Annotated in this window: 15 protein-coding genes; 12 read left to right on the top strand and 3 right to left on the bottom strand. The window is 68.3% G+C overall.

Annotated features, from left to right (window positions below):
• Positions 1–13: 13 nt before the first annotated feature.
• Positions 14–1,342, top strand: a complete 1,329-nt coding sequence (locus AC2AXK_RS12775) for a nucleotide sugar dehydrogenase (protein WP_484345771.1) — start codon at positions 14–16, stop codon at positions 1,340–1,342.
• Between the two features lie 51 nt (positions 1,343–1,393).
• On the opposite strand, the gene rfbB is transcribed toward AC2AXK_RS12775, so the two are convergent.
• Positions 1,394–2,389, bottom strand: a complete 996-nt coding sequence (gene rfbB, locus AC2AXK_RS12770) for a dTDP-glucose 4,6-dehydratase (protein ID WP_484345770.1) — start codon at positions 2,387–2,389, stop codon at positions 1,394–1,396.
• Between the two features lie 235 nt (positions 2,390–2,624).
• On the opposite strand from rfbB, the gene AC2AXK_RS12765 reads away from it, so the two are divergent.
• Together AC2AXK_RS12765 and AC2AXK_RS12760 are read left to right on the top strand one after the other, a co-directional pair.
• Positions 2,625–3,590, top strand: coding sequence for a glycosyltransferase (locus AC2AXK_RS12765; protein WP_484345769.1), 966 nt, complete (start codon positions 2,625–2,627; stop codon positions 3,588–3,590).
• A 2-nt stretch (positions 3,591–3,592) separates the two neighbouring features.
• Positions 3,593–4,423, top strand: a complete 831-nt coding sequence (locus tag AC2AXK_RS12760; protein WP_484345768.1) for a glycosyltransferase — start codon at positions 3,593–3,595, stop codon at positions 4,421–4,423.
• An 18-nt stretch (positions 4,424–4,441) separates the two neighbouring features.
• Here AC2AXK_RS12760 and AC2AXK_RS12755 read toward each other — a convergent pair whose 3' ends face one another.
• Complete coding sequence (locus AC2AXK_RS12755; RefSeq protein WP_484345767.1) at positions 4,442–5,884, bottom strand: hypothetical protein; 1,443 nt, start codon at positions 5,882–5,884, stop codon at positions 4,442–4,444.
• Positions 5,885–6,050: 166 nt separating this feature from the next.
• On the opposite strand from AC2AXK_RS12755, the gene glf reads away from it, so the two are divergent.
• The 8 genes from glf to AC2AXK_RS12715 all read left to right on the top strand — a co-directional run bounded on the left by glf (position 6,051) and on the right by AC2AXK_RS12715 (position 16,363).
• Positions 6,051–7,238 (top strand): UDP-galactopyranose mutase, encoded by a 1,188-nt coding sequence (glf, locus tag AC2AXK_RS12750; RefSeq protein ID WP_484345766.1) that lies wholly within the window; start codon positions 6,051–6,053, stop codon positions 7,236–7,238.
• Entirely contained in the window at positions 7,235–8,098 is an 864-nt protein-coding gene (locus AC2AXK_RS12745; RefSeq protein WP_484345765.1) for an ABC transporter permease, read from the top strand. Before glf ends, AC2AXK_RS12745 begins: the two co-directional genes overlap by 4 nt.
• Before the next feature lie 3 nt (positions 8,099–8,101).
• Positions 8,102–8,878: an ABC transporter ATP-binding protein gene (locus AC2AXK_RS12740; RefSeq protein WP_484345764.1), complete on the top strand. Its 777-nt coding sequence runs from the start codon at positions 8,102–8,104 to the stop codon at positions 8,876–8,878.
• A gap of 37 nt (positions 8,879–8,915) precedes the next feature.
• Positions 8,916–10,562 carry a glycosyltransferase gene (locus tag AC2AXK_RS12735; RefSeq protein WP_484345763.1) on the top strand — a complete coding sequence of 549 codons (1,647 nt, stop codon included), beginning with the start codon at positions 8,916–8,918 and terminating at the stop codon, positions 10,560–10,562.
• Positions 10,562–11,458 (top strand): glycosyltransferase family 2 protein, encoded by an 897-nt coding sequence (locus AC2AXK_RS12730; protein ID WP_484345762.1) that lies wholly within the window; start codon positions 10,562–10,564, stop codon positions 11,456–11,458. The genes AC2AXK_RS12735 and AC2AXK_RS12730 overlap by 1 nt, the downstream gene beginning before the upstream one ends.
• Positions 11,459–11,499: 41 nt before the next feature.
• On the top strand, positions 11,500–13,470 hold the full coding sequence (locus AC2AXK_RS12725) for a DUF6541 family protein (RefSeq protein ID WP_484345761.1): 1,971 nt from the start codon (positions 11,500–11,502) through the stop codon (positions 13,468–13,470).
• A gap of 29 nt (positions 13,471–13,499) precedes the next feature.
• A complete protein-coding gene (locus AC2AXK_RS12720) occupies positions 13,500–15,677 on the top strand; it encodes an acyltransferase family protein (RefSeq protein WP_484345760.1) in 2,178 nt (725 codons plus the stop codon).
• A 68-nt stretch (positions 15,678–15,745) separates the two neighbouring features.
• Complete coding sequence (locus tag AC2AXK_RS12715) at positions 15,746–16,363, top strand: dTDP-4-dehydrorhamnose 3,5-epimerase family protein (protein WP_484345759.1); 618 nt, start codon at positions 15,746–15,748, stop codon at positions 16,361–16,363.
• An 18-nt stretch (positions 16,364–16,381) separates the two neighbouring features.
• On the opposite strand, the gene rfbD is transcribed toward AC2AXK_RS12715, so the two are convergent.
• Entirely contained in the window at positions 16,382–17,230 is an 849-nt protein-coding gene (gene rfbD / locus AC2AXK_RS12710; RefSeq protein ID WP_484345758.1) for a dTDP-4-dehydrorhamnose reductase, read from the bottom strand.
• A gap of 123 nt (positions 17,231–17,353) precedes the next feature.
• On the opposite strand from rfbD, the gene rfbA reads away from it, so the two are divergent.
• The gene (gene rfbA / locus AC2AXK_RS12705; protein WP_484345757.1) at positions 17,354–18,214 is read left to right on the top strand and encodes a glucose-1-phosphate thymidylyltransferase RfbA; all 861 of its coding nucleotides are present in this window, start codon (positions 17,354–17,356) and stop codon (positions 18,212–18,214) included.
• Positions 18,215–18,365: the final 151 nt, after the last annotated feature.

The raw sequence follows: 18,365 nt of genomic DNA, 5'->3' as shown, positions 1-18,365 counted from the left end.
ATGTGGGGTTGACGTGCGGATTGCCGTCGTAGCGCTCGGGAAGATCGGTCTACCGCTGGCGGTGCAGTTCGCCGACCGCGGCCACGACGTCGTGGGCATCGACGTCAACGCGCACCTGGTCGACCTCGTCAACGCAGGTGTCGAGCCGTTCCCGGGGGAGGCGCACCTCGCCGAGAAGCTCGCCGAGCTCGTCCCCGCCGGCAGGCTGCGCGCGACGACGAACTACGCGGAGGCCGTCCCCGGCGCTGACGCGGTCGTCCTCGTCGTCCCGCTCTTCGTCGACGAGACCACGGCCGAGCCCGACTTCGGCTGGATGGACGCCGCGACGCGGTCCCTCGCCGCGCACCTGACCCCCGGCACCCTCGTCTCGTACGAGACGACCCTGCCGGTCGGCGTCACCCGGGGCCGCTGGAAGCCGATGCTCGAGGAAGGCTCCGGGCTCACGGAAGGCACCGACTTCCACCTCGTCTTCTCGCCCGAGCGAGTCCTCACGGGACGCGTCTTCGCGGACCTGCGTCGGTATCCCAAGCTCATCGGCGCCCTGAGCGACGAGGGTGCACGCAGGGCGCGGACGTTCTACGAGGCGGTGCTCACGTTCGACGACCGCCCCGACCTCGCCCGCCCGAACGGGGTCTGGGACCTCGGGTCGGCCGAGGCGGCCGAGATGGCGAAGCTCGCCGAGACGACGTACCGCGATGTGAACATCGGCCTCGCCAACCAGTTCGGCGCCTTCGCCGAGAAGGTCGGCATCGACGTGTACTCCGTCATCGACGCCTGCAACTCCCAGCCCTACAGCCACATCCACCGCCCCGGCATCGCGGTCGGCGGCCACTGCATCCCCGTCTACCCGCGCCTCTACCTCTCGGTCGACCCCGACGCGTCCATCGTGCGCGAGGCGCGCGCCGTGAACGCGGCGATGCCCGAGCACGTCGTCGCCCGGGCGGAGCAGCTGCTGGGGTCGCTCGAGGGCCTCACCGTGGCGGTGCTCGGCGCCGCCTACCGCGGGGGCGTCAAGGAGACTGCGTTCTCCGGTGTCTTCCCGACGGTCGAGGCGCTGCGGTCACGTGGTGCGCGTCCGCTCGTGCACGACCCCCTCTACAGCGACACCGAGCTCGCAGGGCTGGGGTTCGAGGCCTATCACTGGGGGCAGCCGGCCGACGTGGCGGTCGTTCAGACGGACCACGCCGAGTACCGGGGCACGCGACCGGACCAGCTCCCCGGGCTGCGCCTGCTCGTCGACGGTCGCCGCGTGACGGATCCGGCGCTGTGGGCCGGCGTGCCGCGCGTCGTCGTCGGCGAGGGGCGGACGGCGCCTGTCGCCGTCGACGTCGCCCAGGGGTGACGTCGACGGCCCCGAGCGGATGAGCGCTCGGGGCCGTCGTGGGTGTGGTGCTCAGTGGCCGGCGGCCGCGTACTTCGCCTCGGTCGCCTGCTTCGCGGGACGCCACCAGCTCTCGTTCGCCCGGTACCAGTCGACAGTCGCCTCGAGGCCGGAGCGGAAGTCCGTGTACCGGGGCTCCCAGCCGAGCTCGCTCCGGAGCTTCGTGGAGTCGATCGCGTAACGCAGGTCGTGACCCGGGCGGTCCTTCACGTGGTCGAAGTCGTCCTTGCCGAAGCCGAAGATCTCGAGCAGCGTCTCGACCACCTCGAGGTTGTTCTTCTCGCCGTCCGCACCGATGAGGTACGTCTCGCCGATGCGGCCGGAGTCGATGATCGACCACACCGCAGAGTTGTGGTCCTCGACGTGGATCCAGTCACGGACGTTCTCACCCTTTCCATACAGGCGGGGCTTCACCCCGTCGATGAGGTTGGTGATCTGCCGCGGGATGAACTTCTCGATGTGCTGGTAGGGACCGTAGTTGTTGGAGCAGTTCGAGATCGTGGCCTGGATGCCGAACGAGCGTGCCCACGCGCGGACGAGGAGGTCGCTGCCCGCCTTCGTCGAGGAGTAGGGGCTCGACGGGTTGTAGGGCGTGTCGGCGGTGAACTTCGCCGGGTCATCGAGCTCGAGGTCCCCGTAGACCTCGTCGGTGGAGATGTGGTGGAACCGCACCCCGTGCTTGCGCACGGCCTCGAGCAGCGTGTAGGTGCCGATGATGTTGGTCTGGACGAACGGCCACGGGTTCGTCAGGGAGTTGTCGTTGTGCGACTCGGCGGCGAAGTGGACGACGAGGTCCGAGCTGCCGACCAGGCGGTCGACGAGCTCCGCGTCAGCGATGTCGCCCTCGACGAGAGTCACCTTGTCGGCCACCGCGGCGAGCGAGGTCCTGTCACCCGCGTACGTCAGCGCGTCGATGACCGTCACGTGGACGTCCGGCCGTTCGCGGACGGTCTGGTGGACGAAGTTGGAGCCGATGAAGCCGGCCCCGCCGGTGACGAGCAGACGCATGGGGATCCTCCTGGATGGGTATGTCGCCTGCAAGGGTAGCGAACGGGCGCCTTCCCGCTGGGGCCGCGCGCCCCTGCCCGGGATCGGGACCGCACCGCACCGGCCAGTATGCTGACCAGTCGGAACAGGCCGGGTGCGTCCGGCCCTGAGGAGTCGAGGTCGTCGTGCGCATCGCTGTCGTCGCTGTCCAGGGGCTGGTCGCATCGCGCGGCCTGCCCCTCGCCGGGCTGTTCGCATGAGCGGCGCGTCGCAGACGCGGGTCTCCGTCGTACTCGTCGCGTACAACCGACGAGACCTCCTGCTCGAGGCTCTCGACGCCCTTGCGGCACAGACCAGGATGCCGGACGAGGTCGTGGTGCTGGACAACGCCTCGTCCGACGACTCCGCATCCGTGGCACGGGCCCACCCGGTCGGAGCGCGCGTCGTCCGGCTCACGGAGAACACCGGTGGGGCCGGAGGGTTCGCTGGGGGGATAGCCGTCGCCCTCGACGAGTCCACGCACCCCGGTCCGACCTGGGTGTGGCTCATGGACGATGACACGATCCCCACCCCGACCGCCCTCGAAGAGCTCCTGCGTGCTGCCGAGGCCTATGACGGGGACGTGGCCCTGCTGGGAAGCCGGGTCGTCTGGCACGACGGGCGAGACCACCCGATGAACACCCCGCGGCGACGACCGCGGGTGTCCGCGGCACAGGCCACGGACGCCGCGGCTGTGGGCGCTGTCCCCGTCCGTTCGTCGTCCTTCGTCTCGATGCTCGTCGACGCTCGGGCGGTGCGGTACTTCGGCCTGCCGATCGCTGACTACTTCATCTGGAATGACGACTTCGAGTACTCGTGCCGACTGCTCCGGCGTAGCGTCGGGCTGTACGTCCCGGCCAGCGTCGTCGAGCACCGGACGAAGACGTTTGGCGCGACGGACGCCGATCCCGGCGAGCGCTTCTACTACGAGGTGCGGAACAAGATCTGGATGCTCACGCGGTCTTCGGCGCTCTCGGTCGGTGAGCGCGTCCTCTACACCGGTGCAAGCCTCCGACGGTGGGCACGAACCTTCGCGCGGTCTCGTCGGCGCGGTGTGCTCGCCCGGGCCGGGGCGCGCGGTGCGCGTGACGGCCTGCTCACGGCGCCCCGTCCGACGGTCGCGGTCCTTGCCGGGCACGGAGCGGTGAGCAGGTCCGTTGCCCGGTACGACCGGGCGCTCTGACGATGCTCGAGTTCTCCGTGCTGCTGCCCGTCTACGTGGGTGACACCCTCGAGTTCCTCGCCCGTGCCTACCGGTCGGTCACCACAGACCAGACCCTCCCGCCGTCCGACGTCGTCATCGTCCGGGACGGGCCTGTGCGTCCGGAGGTGGAGGACTTCCTCCGCGGCCTCGAGCGGGACGCGGTCGTACCGACGTCCGTCGTACGGATCGAGCACAACGCAGGGCTCGCGCGTGCCTTGACCGTCGGCCTCGAACGATGCCGCCACGACGTCGTCGCCAGGATGGACGCGGACGACATCGCGCGGCCGAACCGGTTCGCCCGCCAGATCCCGCTCGTCGAGGCGGGCGTCGACATCGTCGGCTCCGCGATCCAGGAGTTCCGCGACGAGTCGGAACCTGGGCTCGTACGCCACGCGATCACGGGCGCGGAGGAGATCCGCCGACGATCGAGGTTCGTCTCCCCGTTCAACCACCCGAGCGTCGTCTACCGCCGCAGCGCCGTGGTCGCTGCAGGAGGTTACGACGACCTCCTCCTCATGGAGGACTACTGGTTGTTTGCCCGGATGATCCTTGCGGGCGCACGCGTCGAGAACGTCGACGAACCGCTGCTCCTCTACCGGGTGGGCGCGGGTGCCTATGCGCGCCGGGGTGGCCGACGGATCCTGCTCACCGAGCTGCGCCTGCAGCGCAGGTTCCGCTCCGTCGGGTTCGTCACACGTCGGGAGCTCGTGCGCAACGTCCTCGTCCGGGGCCTGTACAGGTTGGTGCCCGAGCGGCTGCGGAAGACGGGGTACCGGCTGTTCATCGGCCGGCGCGGCGCCCCTCCGCGCTGATCGCGGCCCGGGTTCGCGCTAGGACGTGGCGCTCGGCCGGTCGTCCTCGATCGCCGAGCGCAGCGCGGCTACGATCCGCGGTACCGCCGGAGCATCCCCGAACAGCGTGCGGATGTTCTCGACCTGACGTTCTGCCAGGGGATCAGAGGCGCCGTCCAAGAAGCGCTCGGCGAGCTCACGGGCGTCACGCAGCCCGGATACGCGGTGCGCTCCCCCCATGACGACCTCTCCGATCTCGTTGAAGGGTCGGTGCCCCGGCCGCTCGAGGAAGATCAACGGCTTCGTCATGAACTGGTACTCGACGAGCATGCTCAGGCCGTCGACGATCATGACGTCAGAGGCTGCGAGCACCGGCGCGTAGTCCCCGCTCGTGACGACCGCGGTGTTCGGCAGCTCCTCCCACTCCTTGACGAAGAGCTCGGCCTCCTGCGCCGTCACGGGTGAGGTGGGGTCGTTGGTGAACGGTCGCAGCGCGGGATGCGGCATGAAGACGAACTCGATGTCGGGACGTTCCTGCGCCCACGCGAGCATCTCCGGGGCCACCACGTGCGCGAGGCCGAAGTCGGTCCAGTCGTTGCCGATCGTGTGGTGGGCGGACCAGATGACGCGTCCCCGGCGTGCTCCTGCCTGATCGATCGGCCACGACGGTGCGGCGGTCCGGAGCCTGTCAGCCTTGGGGTGACCTGTGACGACGTACTGCGAGCCGTTGAGGGATCCGTCACGTTCGGCGATCGCACGTACGAGGGGACCGGCGCAGAAGACCCGCCAGGCGGCCCGGTGGAAGTAGTTGTCGACCGCGGAGTTCGCGACGCCCTCGATGGGAGAGTTCTGGACGATGTTCATCGTCTCGTACGGGACGAGGCACAGCCGCGCGAACGCGAGGTTGCGGGTGGAGAACGCGGCAGGGACGTCGTCGTCCCACTGCGACTGCCGGAAGATGATGTCGGGGGAGAGCGCACGCACGAGGGCGAGCCGTTCCTCGTCCGTCGCCATCGTCAGCCGCAGGTGCTCGACGCCTCTCTCTTCGAGGCCGCGGTGCACCGTGTCCTCGTCCTCGAGGTCCGCCGAGCCCCGGAACCGCCGCGGGCTCGAGGCGACCGTGACATGGAAGTCCGGTTGCGAGCGCAGCTCTCGGACGAGCTCGTCGTAGGCGTCCCATGCCTCGATGTGGTGGACGAGGAACAGCACCCGGGTCACCCGTGAGGACAACGGCTGGTGCCTGATGGCGTAGTTGACGGCGTCGAGGACCGTCTGGGAGGTGGCGGAGACGGAGGCCTCGATGCGGTCGAGCCGCGCCTCCATGCCGCCGACGATGGCCCGTGTGTCGTCGTTGACGCCGCCGACCTCGAACAGCCTGTGCTGCGTCCGGTCCGCGGTCGTCGCCAGCTCCGCAACAGCCTGCTCGATCAGCTGGAGGCGATGGCGGAGCCTTCGGAAGCCGCTCGTCAGTGAACGCATCATGGGCTGAAGGTTACAGCGACCCGTGACGATCTCGTGAGGCGCCCGTCGAGAGGATGGCGCAGGAGGGGCAGCGGTGCCGAGAAGGGATGCTCCGTGCCAAGCCGGTCACGGGCGAGGTGGTGGACCGCTAACCTAGTGTGCTGGAGTTACTACAGGAGGAGTGTGCGTGGACGCGGATCTTGTCATCGTTGGATCGGGGTTCTTCGGGCTCACCGTGGCGGAGCGCATCGCCGAGCAGCACGGTCGTAAGGTCCTCGTCGTCGACCGCAGGAACCACATCGGCGGTAACGCGTACTCCGAGCTCGAGCCGGAGACCGGCATCGAGGTGCACCGCTACGGAGCCCACCTCTTCCACACCTCGAACGAGCGGGTGTGGGAGTACGTCAACAGGTTCACCGCTTTCACGGACTACGTCCACCGCGTGTACACCACCCACAAGGGCGAGGTGTACCCGATGCCGATCAACCTCGGCACGGTCAACCAGTTCTTCCGGTCCGCGCACGGCCCGCAGGCCGCGCGCGACCTCCTCCGGACGCAGGCTGCCGAGCTCGGCGGCAAGACGCCGGAGAACCTCGACGAGCAGGGCATCTCGCTCATCGGGCGGCCGCTGTACGAGGCGTTCATCCGCGACTACACCGCGAAGCAGTGGCAGACGGATCCCAAAGACCTGCCAGCGAGCATCATCTCCCGGCTGCCCGTGCGTTACACCTATGACAACCGGTACTTCAACGACACGTACGAGGGCCTGCCTGTCGACGGGTACACGCGGTGGATCGAGCGCATGGCGGACCACAAGAACATCGAGGTGCGTCTGGGCGTCGACTTCTTCGACGACAGCCAGCCGGTGAACAAGGCGAACACGGTGGGCAACGTCCCCGTCGTGTACACCGGACCTGTCGACCGGTACTTCGACAACGCCGAGGGCGACCTCTCCTGGCGGACCCTCGACTTCGAGGAGGAGGTCCTGCCGGTCGGAGACTTCCAGGGCACCTCGGTCATGAACTACGCGGACGCGGACGTGCCGTACACGCGCATCCACGAGTTCCGGCACTTCCACCCCGAGCGGGACTACCCGCAGGACAAGACCGTGATCATGCGGGAGTTCTCGCGCTTCGCCGAGAAGACCGATGAGCCGTACTACCCGATCAACACGGCGGCAGACCGCGCACGCCTCCTCGCGTACCGGGATCTGGCGGCCCGCGAGAAGGACGTCCTGTTCGGTGGCCGGCTGGGAACGTACAAGTACCTCGACATGCACATGGCGATCGGCGCGGCGCTCTCGATGGTCGACAACAAGCTCGCCCCGCACTTCGCTGCGGGCCGGGACCTGGTCAGCGGCGGCGTCGACGCGTGAGCACGGTGGTGAAGGAGGGATACGCGCGACCGGGACGTGGGGGCGGCCTCCTCGAGGTCTATCGCAGGCGGTACCTCGTCAAGCTCCTCGTCCGCAAGGAGCTTCGCGTGCGCTACCGCGGATCGTTCCTCGGGCTCCTCTGGTCGTACGTCAAGCCCGCGGTGCAGTTCGTCGTCTTCTACTTCGCGGTCGGCGTCTTCCTGAAGATGAACGAGACGGTCGAGAACTTCTCGGTCTACCTCTTCTCCGGGATCGTCGTCGTCAACTTCTTCTCCGAGGCGTTCGGGAACGCCACCCGGTCGATTGTCGGCAACGCGGCGCTGGTCAAGAAGATCTACCTTCCACGTGAGCTCTTCCCGGTGTCCTCCTTATGGGTCGCGCTCGTCCACTTCTTCCCGCAGCTGGTCGTCCTGCTCGTCGGTGCGCTGGTGGTGGGGTGGCGGCCGACGGTCAACGAGCTCGCCGGAGCGGTACTGGCGATCCTCATCATCGGCGTGCTCGCACTCGGCCTCGGCCTCTTCTTCGGGGCTGTCAACGTACTGTTCCGGGATGCTGAGAACATCGTCGACCTCATCCTCATGGTCGTCACGTGGCTCTCCCCGGTCCTCTACCGGTGGACCAACGTCACCGACGCCGTCGGCGACGGCTTCCTGTGGAAGCTCTACCAGGTGAACCCGATCACGGCGGCGGTCGAGCTCTTCCACTGGTCCTTCTGGTACGGGACAACCGACCGGACGTCGCCCCTGCCGCCGAACCTGCTCTGGACGGGGCTCCTGGCGCTCGGTATCGCCGTCCTCGTCCTGGCCGTGGGCCAGCTCGTCTTCCGCCGCCTCGACGGCCGCTTCGCACAGGAGCTCTAGACCATGTCACTTCTTCCGAGTTCGACCGCGGGCACGCCCGCGACCGCTCCGGGGCCCCGCATCATCGTGTCGGGGCTCGGGAAGCACTTCGTGCTCAATCACACCCACACGCTCAAGGACCGCGTGGTCCGCATGTTCAAGCGTTCCTCGAGCCCTTCGAAGAACCAGTTCACCGCCCTGCGCGACGTGAGCTTCGAGGTCGAGGACGGTGAGGCGGTCGCACTCCTGGGGCTCAACGGCTCGGGCAAGAGCACGCTCCTCAAGCTCGTGTCCGGTGTCATGTCCCCGGACACGGGCGAGGTCCTCGTGCGAGGCAAGATCGCTGGTCTCATCGAGGTCGGAGCCGGGTTCCACCCTGATCTCACGGGACGCGAGAACGTCTTCCTCAACGCCGCGATCCTTGGCATGTCCGAGGCCCAGATCACCGAGAAGTTCGATGAGATCGTCGCCTTCAGCGAGATCGAGGAGTTCATCGACACCGAGGTGAAGTTCTACTCCTCGGGCATGTTCCTGCGCCTGGCTTTCGCCGTCGCCGTACACACAGACCCTGACGTGTTCCTCGTCGACGAGATCCTCGCGGTCGGTGACGAGCCGTTCCAGAAGAAGTGCCTTACCCGGATCCGTGAGCTCAAGGCGTCCGGCAAGGCTCTGGTCATCGTCAGCCACGACCTCGACATGGTCGGCAAGCTCTGCGACAGGGCTATCCTTCTTCGCCATGGCGTCGTGATCAGCGACGGACCGACCGAGCAAGCCATCGCGCAGCTGCGCGGTGAGAACTGATCACTCATGACTCACGCAAACAGGGGAGCACCGCTCAATGACTGACTTCGACACGCTGCCCGCTGACATCTCGCGCCTGTCCGGCATCACGGGGATCACCATGAGCCTTACGGACCACGGCGCGGACGTCGCGGACCAGCTCGGTGCGACGTGGTTTGCGACGGCGTTGAAGACCCTGCGGCTCGCCTACCCCGAGCGTGCTCTCGAGCTCGTCCTCGCGGTGGCAGAGAACGAGCCCCTTCCCCGCCCGCACGTCATCCAGCCCGCGACGGCCGGCGGGATGTACGGCGAGGGCCGGGCGGTCGGTCGTATCACCGTGCAGGGCACCTCGGACAGGGAGGCCGTCGGGCGCGTGCTCATGCTTCCCTCGTCCTCGGTCCTGCGTGACGAGGGCGGGTTCGAGTTCATCGCCGGGACGTCACCCCTGCGCAAGGTCGTCAGCACGGTGTACGGCACGGCCTACCGACGCACACCCCTCCTGCTCGACAGGTGGCGCCAGGGACGCAACTCCCGCGTGGTCGGCCGCCGCTCGGAGTTCCGGCCGATCTCTCCGGCTCTGCACACCCGGACCGCGGGGCGCTCGGAAGGTGGCGCGGGGACTCCCACGGTGTGGATGGCCCTCCACTGGCTCGAGTCGGGTGGCGCGGAGAGTTGGGCGTTCGACGCGGTCCGGCTCGCGAAGGAGGCCGGCTACGAGGTCGTCATCACCGCGGACGTCCCGGCGCCGCAGCGGCTTCTCGACAAGGCACTCGCCCTGACGGAGCACGTGTACGTGCCCGGCAACATCCTTGCGGAGGAGGACTGGGGCAGCTTCTTCCGAGGCCTCGTCGCAGAGCACACCTTGGACGTGCTCCACATCCACCACTCCGGCCGGGCGTACGGATTCCTTCCGGAGCTTCGGCACGCGGCCCCCGGAGTCCACGTGCTCGACTCGACGCACATCGTCGAGCACCGGACCGGCGGTTTCGTCCGGACGAGCATCGAGTACTCCCACCACATCGACGAGCACCACGTGATCTCGCCCGAGCTCCGCGACCTCTACCTGCTCGATGCCCGTGTACCCGCAAGCAAGGTGCACTACCACCCACTCACCGAGTTGGGGGGCCCCGTCGTCGAGCACCGGCCGGTGCACCGCGAAGGCCCGTTGCGGATCGGCTTCCTCGGACGACTCGCGGCACAGAAGCGACCGTTCCTGTTCGTCGAGCTCGTGCAGCGGCTCCACTCGGCGCACCCGGGTCGTTTCGAGTTCCTCATGCAGGGAAGCGGTGCGCTGGGCGGGCTCACGGCCGCGCAGATCGCTCGCGAGGGCTTGTCCGACGTCATCGTCCGCAGGGACTGGGGACCGGTCGACGCATTCTTCGCGGAGATCGACGTGCTCGTCATCTCCTCCGACAACGAGGGCCTGACCCTGACGACGCTGGAGGCCGAGCAGCACGGCGTCCTCGTCCTGTCCTCGGACGTCGGGAGCCAGCGCACCGTCGTCGCCCCCGACCTGCTCGTGCCACGCGAGCCCCGTGGCTTCCTCGACAAGGCGTCTGCGGCACTGGTCGCACTCGCCTCGCGCCCCGGGGCGTTCGAGGAGGCACAGGTCGCCCAGGCCGAGCTCGTGACGTCTCTGCGGGCCGAGGAGCCCGCCAGCGTGTTCCTCACCCGTACCCTGACCAGCCTCAAGGAGCTCTCCTGATGCGCACCGCCGCTGTCATCGTCACCTACAACCGTCGTGCGCTGCTCGAGCAGACCCTCGCGGGCATCGAGGCCCAGACCGTGCCTCCGGCTCACGTGGTCATCATCGACAATGCGTCGGACGACGGGACGGAGGCGTACCTCGCTGAGCGGACCTTCGCCCTGCCGACGACCGTCCGCCGGCTCGAGACGAACACTGGCGGCGCCGGGGGCTTCTCGGCCGGCACCGCTGCCGCGTACGAGTTGGGTCTCGACGCGATGTGGCTCATGGACGACGACACCGTGCCGCAACCCGAGGCGCTCGGAGAGCTCGAGGGGGGCCTCGAGCGCGCCAGCGACCTGCTCGGGTACACGCCGTCCTTCGCCTGCAGCCTCGTGCTGTGGAAGGACGGTTCGCTCTGCGAGATGAACACGCCCGAACCGACCTGGGACTTCGCGCGTCCGCTCGCCATGGGCGCGGACTTCACCCTCATGAAGTCGTGCTCGTTCGTCTCCGTGCTCGTCACCCGCGAGGCCGTGCACGCGGTCGGGCTTCCGAGCGCGAACTTCTTCATCTGGTACGACGACGCCGAGTACACCCAGCGGTTGTCCAAGTACCGCCCCGGGATCTTCCTCCCGTCGTCGAAGGTCAACCACCTTCTCCCGCAGAACCGCGGCGTGAACTTCGGTGACGTCAACGACGGCAACATCTGGAAGTTCGAGTATGGCGTCCGCAACCAGGTGGCCTCCGCTCGTGCGTTCCGAAGCCCCACGCTCGCGGCGTCGCTCGCGGAGAACATGATCAAGCAGCTCACCCACTCAAAGGTGCCGTGGCGGCTGCGCGTCCGGCTCGCCAAGGCCGCGCTCAAGGGCGTGACGTTCAAGCTCCAGATCGACCAGCCCAAGACGACCCGGTGACCCCCCAGCCGTCGACGAAGGATCGGAAGTAGTACCCGCACATGGACACCCAGGCCGTCGTCGTCGCGATCCTCGCGGCGACCCTTCTGACATGGTTGCCGGGGACAGCGATCCTCCTGCTGGCACGCAACTCGGTCTTCACCAGCGTCGCAGCGGCCCCCGCCGTGACGCTCGGGGTCGTGTACCTCGGGACGATGGCCGCGGACGTCGTGGGCCTGCGCTGGTCGGTGTGGGCGCTCGCGCTGACCACAGCGCTCGTCGGACTCCTCGTGTGGTGCCTGCTCCGTACCTGGCCCGCCACGGGCGCCGAGGAACCAGAGCGCCGGTGGTCCGGGCGGGGCGTCGTCTTCGTGGTGGTCAGCGGCGTCGTCGCCGTGCTCATCGGTGCCCTCGTCTACCTCAAGGTGTCCGACTGGTTCAACATCGTCCCGCAGGACTTCGATGCCGTGTTCCAGGCGAACGCGATCAGGTTCATCGCCGACACGGGTGACGGGACACCGGAAGGGCTCCGGGAGATCAACAGCTACGGGTCTGACCCGAGCCGCGCCTACTACTACCCGTCCGCCTTCCATGCTCTGGTCGCGCTCACGAGCACGGTGGGCGATGTCGGTGTGGTCGGTGCGCTGCACGCGCAGGTGCTCACGTGGTTCCTCGCGATCGTCCTCGGTCTGGCCTTCCTCATCAAGACCTTCAAGATCGGGGCCTTCGGCGCAGGCATCGCGCTGCTCGTGTCGACCTCGTTCACGAGCTACCCGTTCGAGCTGCTCTGGCGGGGGCTCTTCCCGTTCGCGCAGTCGCTCGTGCTCGTCGTACCGATCATCGCCCTGCTGGTGCGGAGCATGCGCCGCCGCGGGGTCGGTGACGCGTTCGTCCTTGCGCTTGCCGCGGCGGGGATTGTCGGTGTCCACACCTCGGGCGTGACGAGCACCGTCGTCCTCGGCGTACCGGTGCTCCTCGCGATGGTCGTCCGGCAGCGTGCACAGCTCAAGCAGACCCTTCTGTGGATGCTGCTCACCCTCGGATTCGCAGCGGTGCTGCTCATCCCCGTCGTCCTGGGCCTCGTGGGGATCTCGGGCGACCTGGCGTACGACTGGCCCGCGCTCAAGAGCATGCGTGACGGCCTCGAGAGCGCGCTGCTGTTCGGGACCGGATACCGCGACACCTTCCAGCTCTCCCTCGCCCTCATGGTGCTCCCCGGTGCCCTCCTCGTGTTCCGGCGGAAGTATGCACCGGGCTATGCGCTGGCACTGTCGATGTTCGCCGCGATGGGGTTGTACGTCTTCGCGGTCGCGGTCGACTCGCCGCTGTCCCTCCTGCTGACGGGCGCCTGGTGGAACGACCAGCTGCGTCTCGCCGCCCTCGCCGCCGTCCTGGCTCCGGTGTTCGTCGGCGTCCTGTTCGACTCGCTCGGGGGAGCCGTGGTCTGGCTGGTCCGACGCTACCCACGGCTCACCGCGGAGATCGGGCGGCTCCCCGCGTCACTGCTCTCCCACGGGTCTGCCGCGATGGCTGCACTGATGATCGCCGCCATCTTCCTCGTGACGATGGGCGCGGACTACTTCGACCGCAGCTACTGGGCGGTCCACTACCGCTACACCTACGGGCCGATGGTCTCGCCGCTCAAGGCTGAGGCGATGAAGGAGCTCGAGCGCCTGGTCGGGCCGGACGAGCGCGTGATGAACGACAACATCGACGGATCGGCGTGGATGCTCGCTCTCGGTGGTGTGCTCCCGGTCGCGGGGCACTACTCACGGGACGCCTCGTCGGACGTCCAGATCCTGCTCCTCAACCACTTCGACGAGCTGGCGGAACGATCGGACGTGCAGGAGGCGGTGGACGAGCTCGACATCCGCTACGTCGTCACGATGAACGGCTTCATCGAGGGTCAGAACGTCCGGTCGACAGGTCTGGACGAGCTCGACGAGCAGCCGGACGTGTTCCGTCTCATCTATGACAACGGGGAGGCGCGCATCTACGAGATCGCGCCGGAGCTGTCAGGCGTCGACTCGTAGATGTCCAGTCGGATCGTGGCCAGGGTCGCATGAGCACGCAGACCGAGGGCCCCACCCAGGGGACAGTACAGACATCGACCGTTACTCCACCGGCACGACGTCGCCGGGACATCCAGGGGCTCCGGGCTGTCGCTGTCCTCCTCGTCGTCGTCTACCACCTGCGTCCGACGATCCTTCCGGGTGGCTATGTCGGCGTTGACGTCTTTTTCGTCATCTCCGGGTACCTCATCATCGGATCGTTGGCCCGCGAGGCCGTCGAGACGGGCGGCGTGCGGCTGACCCGCTTCTACGCGCACCGGGCTCGTCGTCTGCTGCCGGCGTCCGCCGTGGTGATCGTCGCGACCGTCGCCCTGTCGGCTCTCCTCTTCCCGATGACCCGGTGGAGTGAGATCACCCAGTCGGCGCTGGCCTCCGCGGTCTCCGTGCAGAATCTCCTTCTCGCGTTCGGGTCGAGCGAGTACGAGGCCGCGTCGCAGGCGGTGTCCCCGTTCCAGCACTTCTGGTCGCTGTCCATCGAGGAACAGTTCTACCTCGTCGTACCGCTGCTCGTCGTCGCGACGTTCGCCCTGCAGCGCGCGCTGGGTGCGGCCAGGAGGAACGTGACGCCGCTCGTCCTCGCCCTCGTGGTGCTCGGCGCCGCGTCCTTCGGGTGGTCCGTGTACTACACCGAACGGGCATCGGGTGCAGCCGCGTACTACTCGACGCTGACCCGCGTGTGGGAGCTGGTGCTCGGCGGCCTGGTCGCACTGCTGCTGCCTCGACTCGCGGTCGGTCGCGCGGGAACGTCGGTCCGTCGTGTCGCCGGGTGGCTGGGCGTCGTGCTCATCCTCGGGTCCGCGGTGCTGCTCGACGGGGTCGAGGGTTTCCCGGGAGCGCTCGCCCTCATCCCGACGACGGGCGCTGTGCTCGTCCTGCTCGCGGGTACCGGCGACGAGGCCGGACGGGGCTCGGTCAGCGCCCTGCTGAGTCTTCGGCTCCCCGTGTACGTCGGGGACATCTCGTACAGCCTCTACCTGTGGCACTGGCCGGTCATCGTCTTCTTCACGGTCTGGGCGCAGAGCAGTCAGATCTCGGTACTGCAGGGCGTGGCGCTGCTCGCCGTCTCCCTCGTGCTCAGCGCCCTGTCGGCGCGCTGGATCGAAGAGAGGTTCCGTCGGCCCTGGTCCGTCCCCGTGCGGACGCCCGTTTCCCGCCAGGGGCCGCCCCCTCGTCATGCGGCCGGACGTCGCCTGGTGCGGGACACACCGTCGATCGCGCTGGCGATGTGTCTCACGCTCGTCGTCGTCACGGTCGGTGCGCTGCCGGGCCTGTACGTCGAGCGGGAGAAGCGCGAAGCGGCGGCCGCTCTTACCCGCATCGGCGAGGACCCACGGTATCCGGGTGCCCGGGCCCTGGGGTCGACAGCGTCCCCCGTCGAGGAGGCACCGGTCATGCCCGATCCGGTCCTCGCCGAGAAGGACCTGCCGATCGTCTACGAGGACGGGTGCAACCAGCTTGACGTGGCGGCGGTCGCCGCATCGTCCTCCGCCTGCCGGTACGGCGCGTCCGAACCGACGGCGCCGTCGATGGTGCTCCTGGGCGACTCCCACGCCGCGCAGTTCGTCGCCCCCCTGGCAGCCATCGCCGCTCGTGAGAACCGCGAGCTGCTCGTCCTGTTCAAGGACGGATGTCCCTTCAGCCTGGACCTGGGGACCTGGCCCGAGCAATCGTGCGTGGGCCACAACCGCGAGGTCCTCAGCTTCTTGGAGCGCGAGCCGCCCGGTGTGGTCGTCATGGCGAACCTCAGCGAGGAGGGGTACCGCCAGGCCCTGCAATGGGGGTGGCCCGACGAGGACATCGCCGTGGCGGGGTTCGAGGAGGCGTGGCGGCCGCTCGTCGACGCGGGCGCGAAGCTGTTCTACGTCCGTCCCGTCCCGTTCCCGGCATTCTCCGGGCCGGGATGTGTCTCGGAGCACGGCCGGGATGCGGTCGAGTGCGCGTCCGACCGTGCCGCGGCCGCGTCACAGACCTCTCGAGGGGTCACCGCGGCAGAGGCTGTCGACGGGGTGCAGGTGATCGACCTGCTGGACGACATCTGCGCACCAGAGGCGTGCCGCGCCGTGGAGGGTAATGTCTTGGTCTTCCGGGACAACCATCTCTCCGAGACGTATGCGCGAACCCTGGAAGACACTTTCGCACGGCAGATGGGTTCATCAGCCGTGCGCTGATCCGGCGTGCGCCTGCCATGGGCCGTCCGTGGCCCCCGAACGATCCACCACACCTGAAGGAGTACGACGTGCAGACCAGAGAACTCACCGTTCCCGGAGCCTGGGAGCTCACGCCGAAGATGCTCGGGGATGCCCGGGGGACGTTTCTCGAGTGGTTCCGGTCAGCAGACTTCCAGGAGATCGCCGGCCATGCATTCGACCTGCAGCAGGCGAACTGCTCGGTATCGGCCGCGGGCGTGCTCCGGGGCATCCACTTCGCGGACGTCCCCCCGGGGCAGGCGAAGTATGTGACCTGCGTGCGAGGTGCCGTGCTCGACGTCGTCGTCGACGTCCGGGTGGGATCACCGACCTTCGGCGCATGGGACAGCGTGGTGCTCGACGACGTCGACCGTCGTGCCATCTACCTCCCCGAGGGACTCGGGCACGCGTTCCTGTCGCTCGAGGACGACTCGACGGTCATGTACCTGTGCTCGACGGGCTATGCGCCCGGGCGCGAGCACGGGATCGACCCGCTCGACCCGCGCATCGGGATCGACTGGCCGACCGAAGGCCGCGACGGACGAGAGCTGTCGTACGTGCTGTCCGACAAGGATCGCGACGCCCCCTCCCTGGAGGCAGCAGCCGCCTCCGGGCTGCTCCCGGTGGAGGCCGACGTGCGCCGGTACGTGGAGTCGTTGCGCTCCTGACGCACGTCGGCTCGCGACCTAGAGGACGGACGAGGCAGCGACCGCCCAGCGTTCGCGCCAGGCGCCGATGGGCTGGACCCCTGCCTCGAGCAGCGCCGCGTGACCGAGGGCCGAGTATGCCGGGCGGGGAGCAGGTCGCACGAAGGCTGCGCTCGTCGTGGGCAGCACCTTGCGCGCGGTGAATCCTGCGCTCTCGACGACAGCCTGGGCGAACTCGTACCACGATGCCTCTCCGTGCGAGGTGGCGTGGTAGGTGCCGGCCGGGACGCCAGCCTGGACGAGTCGGACGATCAGGTCGGCGACGTCGACGGTCCAGGTTGGCTGTCCGACCTGGTCCTCGACGACGTCGAGCGTGTCGCGCTGGCCCGCTGCCCGGGCGATCGTCCGGGGGAAGCATGCCCCGGCTGCCCCGTAGAGCCACGCGGTGCGCACCACGAGATGGTCAGGGTTCGCCGCCCGCACAGCCCACTCGCCGGCCGCCTTCGTGCGACCGTACGCCGACCGCGGCGCGAGGGGGGAGTCCTCGGCGAAGGGGCCGTCGTCGGTCCGGTCGCCTGTGAAGACATAGTCGGTCGAGACCTGCACGATCCGCGCCCCCGCCGCGGTTGCGGCGGCCGCGAGGTAGGACGGACCGGTCGCATTGATCGCGAAGGCACGAGCCTCGTCGGACTCGGCGGCGTCGACCGCGGTGTACGCCGCGCAGTTGACGACGACGTCGACGTCCGTGATGGCGCGCTCCACAGCCTGCGAGCTCGTGATGTCGAGGTCCCCGCGGCCCAGACCCCGCACCGTCTCGCCTTCGTCCTCGAGGCGGCGGACAAGGTCCTGGCCGAGCATCCCGCTCGCACCGGTGACGATCCAACGCACAACGTTCTCCCATCGAGGTTCTGTCTGCGGCCTCCTGTGGTGCTGGCCGCGCGGTCGTGGCCTAGTCTCTCACCGCCGTGAGGCGCCACCTTTCGCGGCGAGGGTGAGGCACAATGGGTCCCCATGCGAGGAATCATTCTGGCCGGTGGGTCTGGTACCCGGCTGCACCCCATCACCGTCGGTGTGAGCAAGCAGCTCCTTCCTGTCTACGACAAGCCGATGATCTATTACCCGCTCTCCACCCTTCTGCTCGCGGGAATCCGCGACGTTCTCATCATCACGACGCCGCAGGACGCCGACCAGTTCAAGCGGCTGCTCGGGGACGGCACTCAGTTCGGGGTCTCGATCACCTATGCCGTCCAGCCAGAACCCAACGGGCTGGCGCAGGCGTTCGTGCTCGGGGCGGACTTCGTCGGCTCGGACAGCGCCGCCCTGGCGCTCGGCGACAACATCTTCTACGGGCCGGGCCTGGGACACCGGCTGTCCAGGTTCAAGGACATCGACGGGGGAGCGGTCTTCGCCTATCAGGTCAGCGAGCCCGAGGCATACGGAGTGGTCGAGTTCGACGAGAATTTCAAGGCGGTGTCGCTCGAGGAGAAGCCGAGCCACCCGAAGAGCAGCTATGCCGTGCCCGGCCTGTACTTCTATGACAACGATGTCGTGGAGATCGCGCGTGGGTTGGAGCCGTCAGCGCGTGGCGAGTACGAGATCACGGACGTCAACCGTGCGTACCTCGAGGCCGGGCGTCTCCACGTCGAGGTCCTGCCGCGTGGGACGGCCTGGTTGGACACGGGGACTTTCGACTCCCTCACGGATGCGTCGAACTTCGTGAGGACGGTCGAAGCGCGTCAGGGGCTCAAGGTGGGCGCCCCAGAGGAGATCGCCTGGCGCCAGGGCTTCCTCACGGACGACGAGCTGCGGGAGCGGGCGCAGAAGCTCGTGAAGTCGGGTTACGGCACGTATCTGCTGGGCCTGCTGGACTGACAGGTACGCAGATGACAGGAGCGGGGCAGGGGTTCCCTGCCCCGCTCCTGTCGTCTGGTCATCGCCGCGGAGTGGTGATGGTGCCTCGTTCGAAGGTCTGGCTGACGGTGGTGCTGGTGATCTTCGCGGGTGCGGTGGGGAGGCCGGGTCC

This window comes from Sanguibacter sp. Z6_81, assembly GCF_057180625.1.
This window is presented reverse-complemented; position numbering and strand designations above follow the sequence as displayed.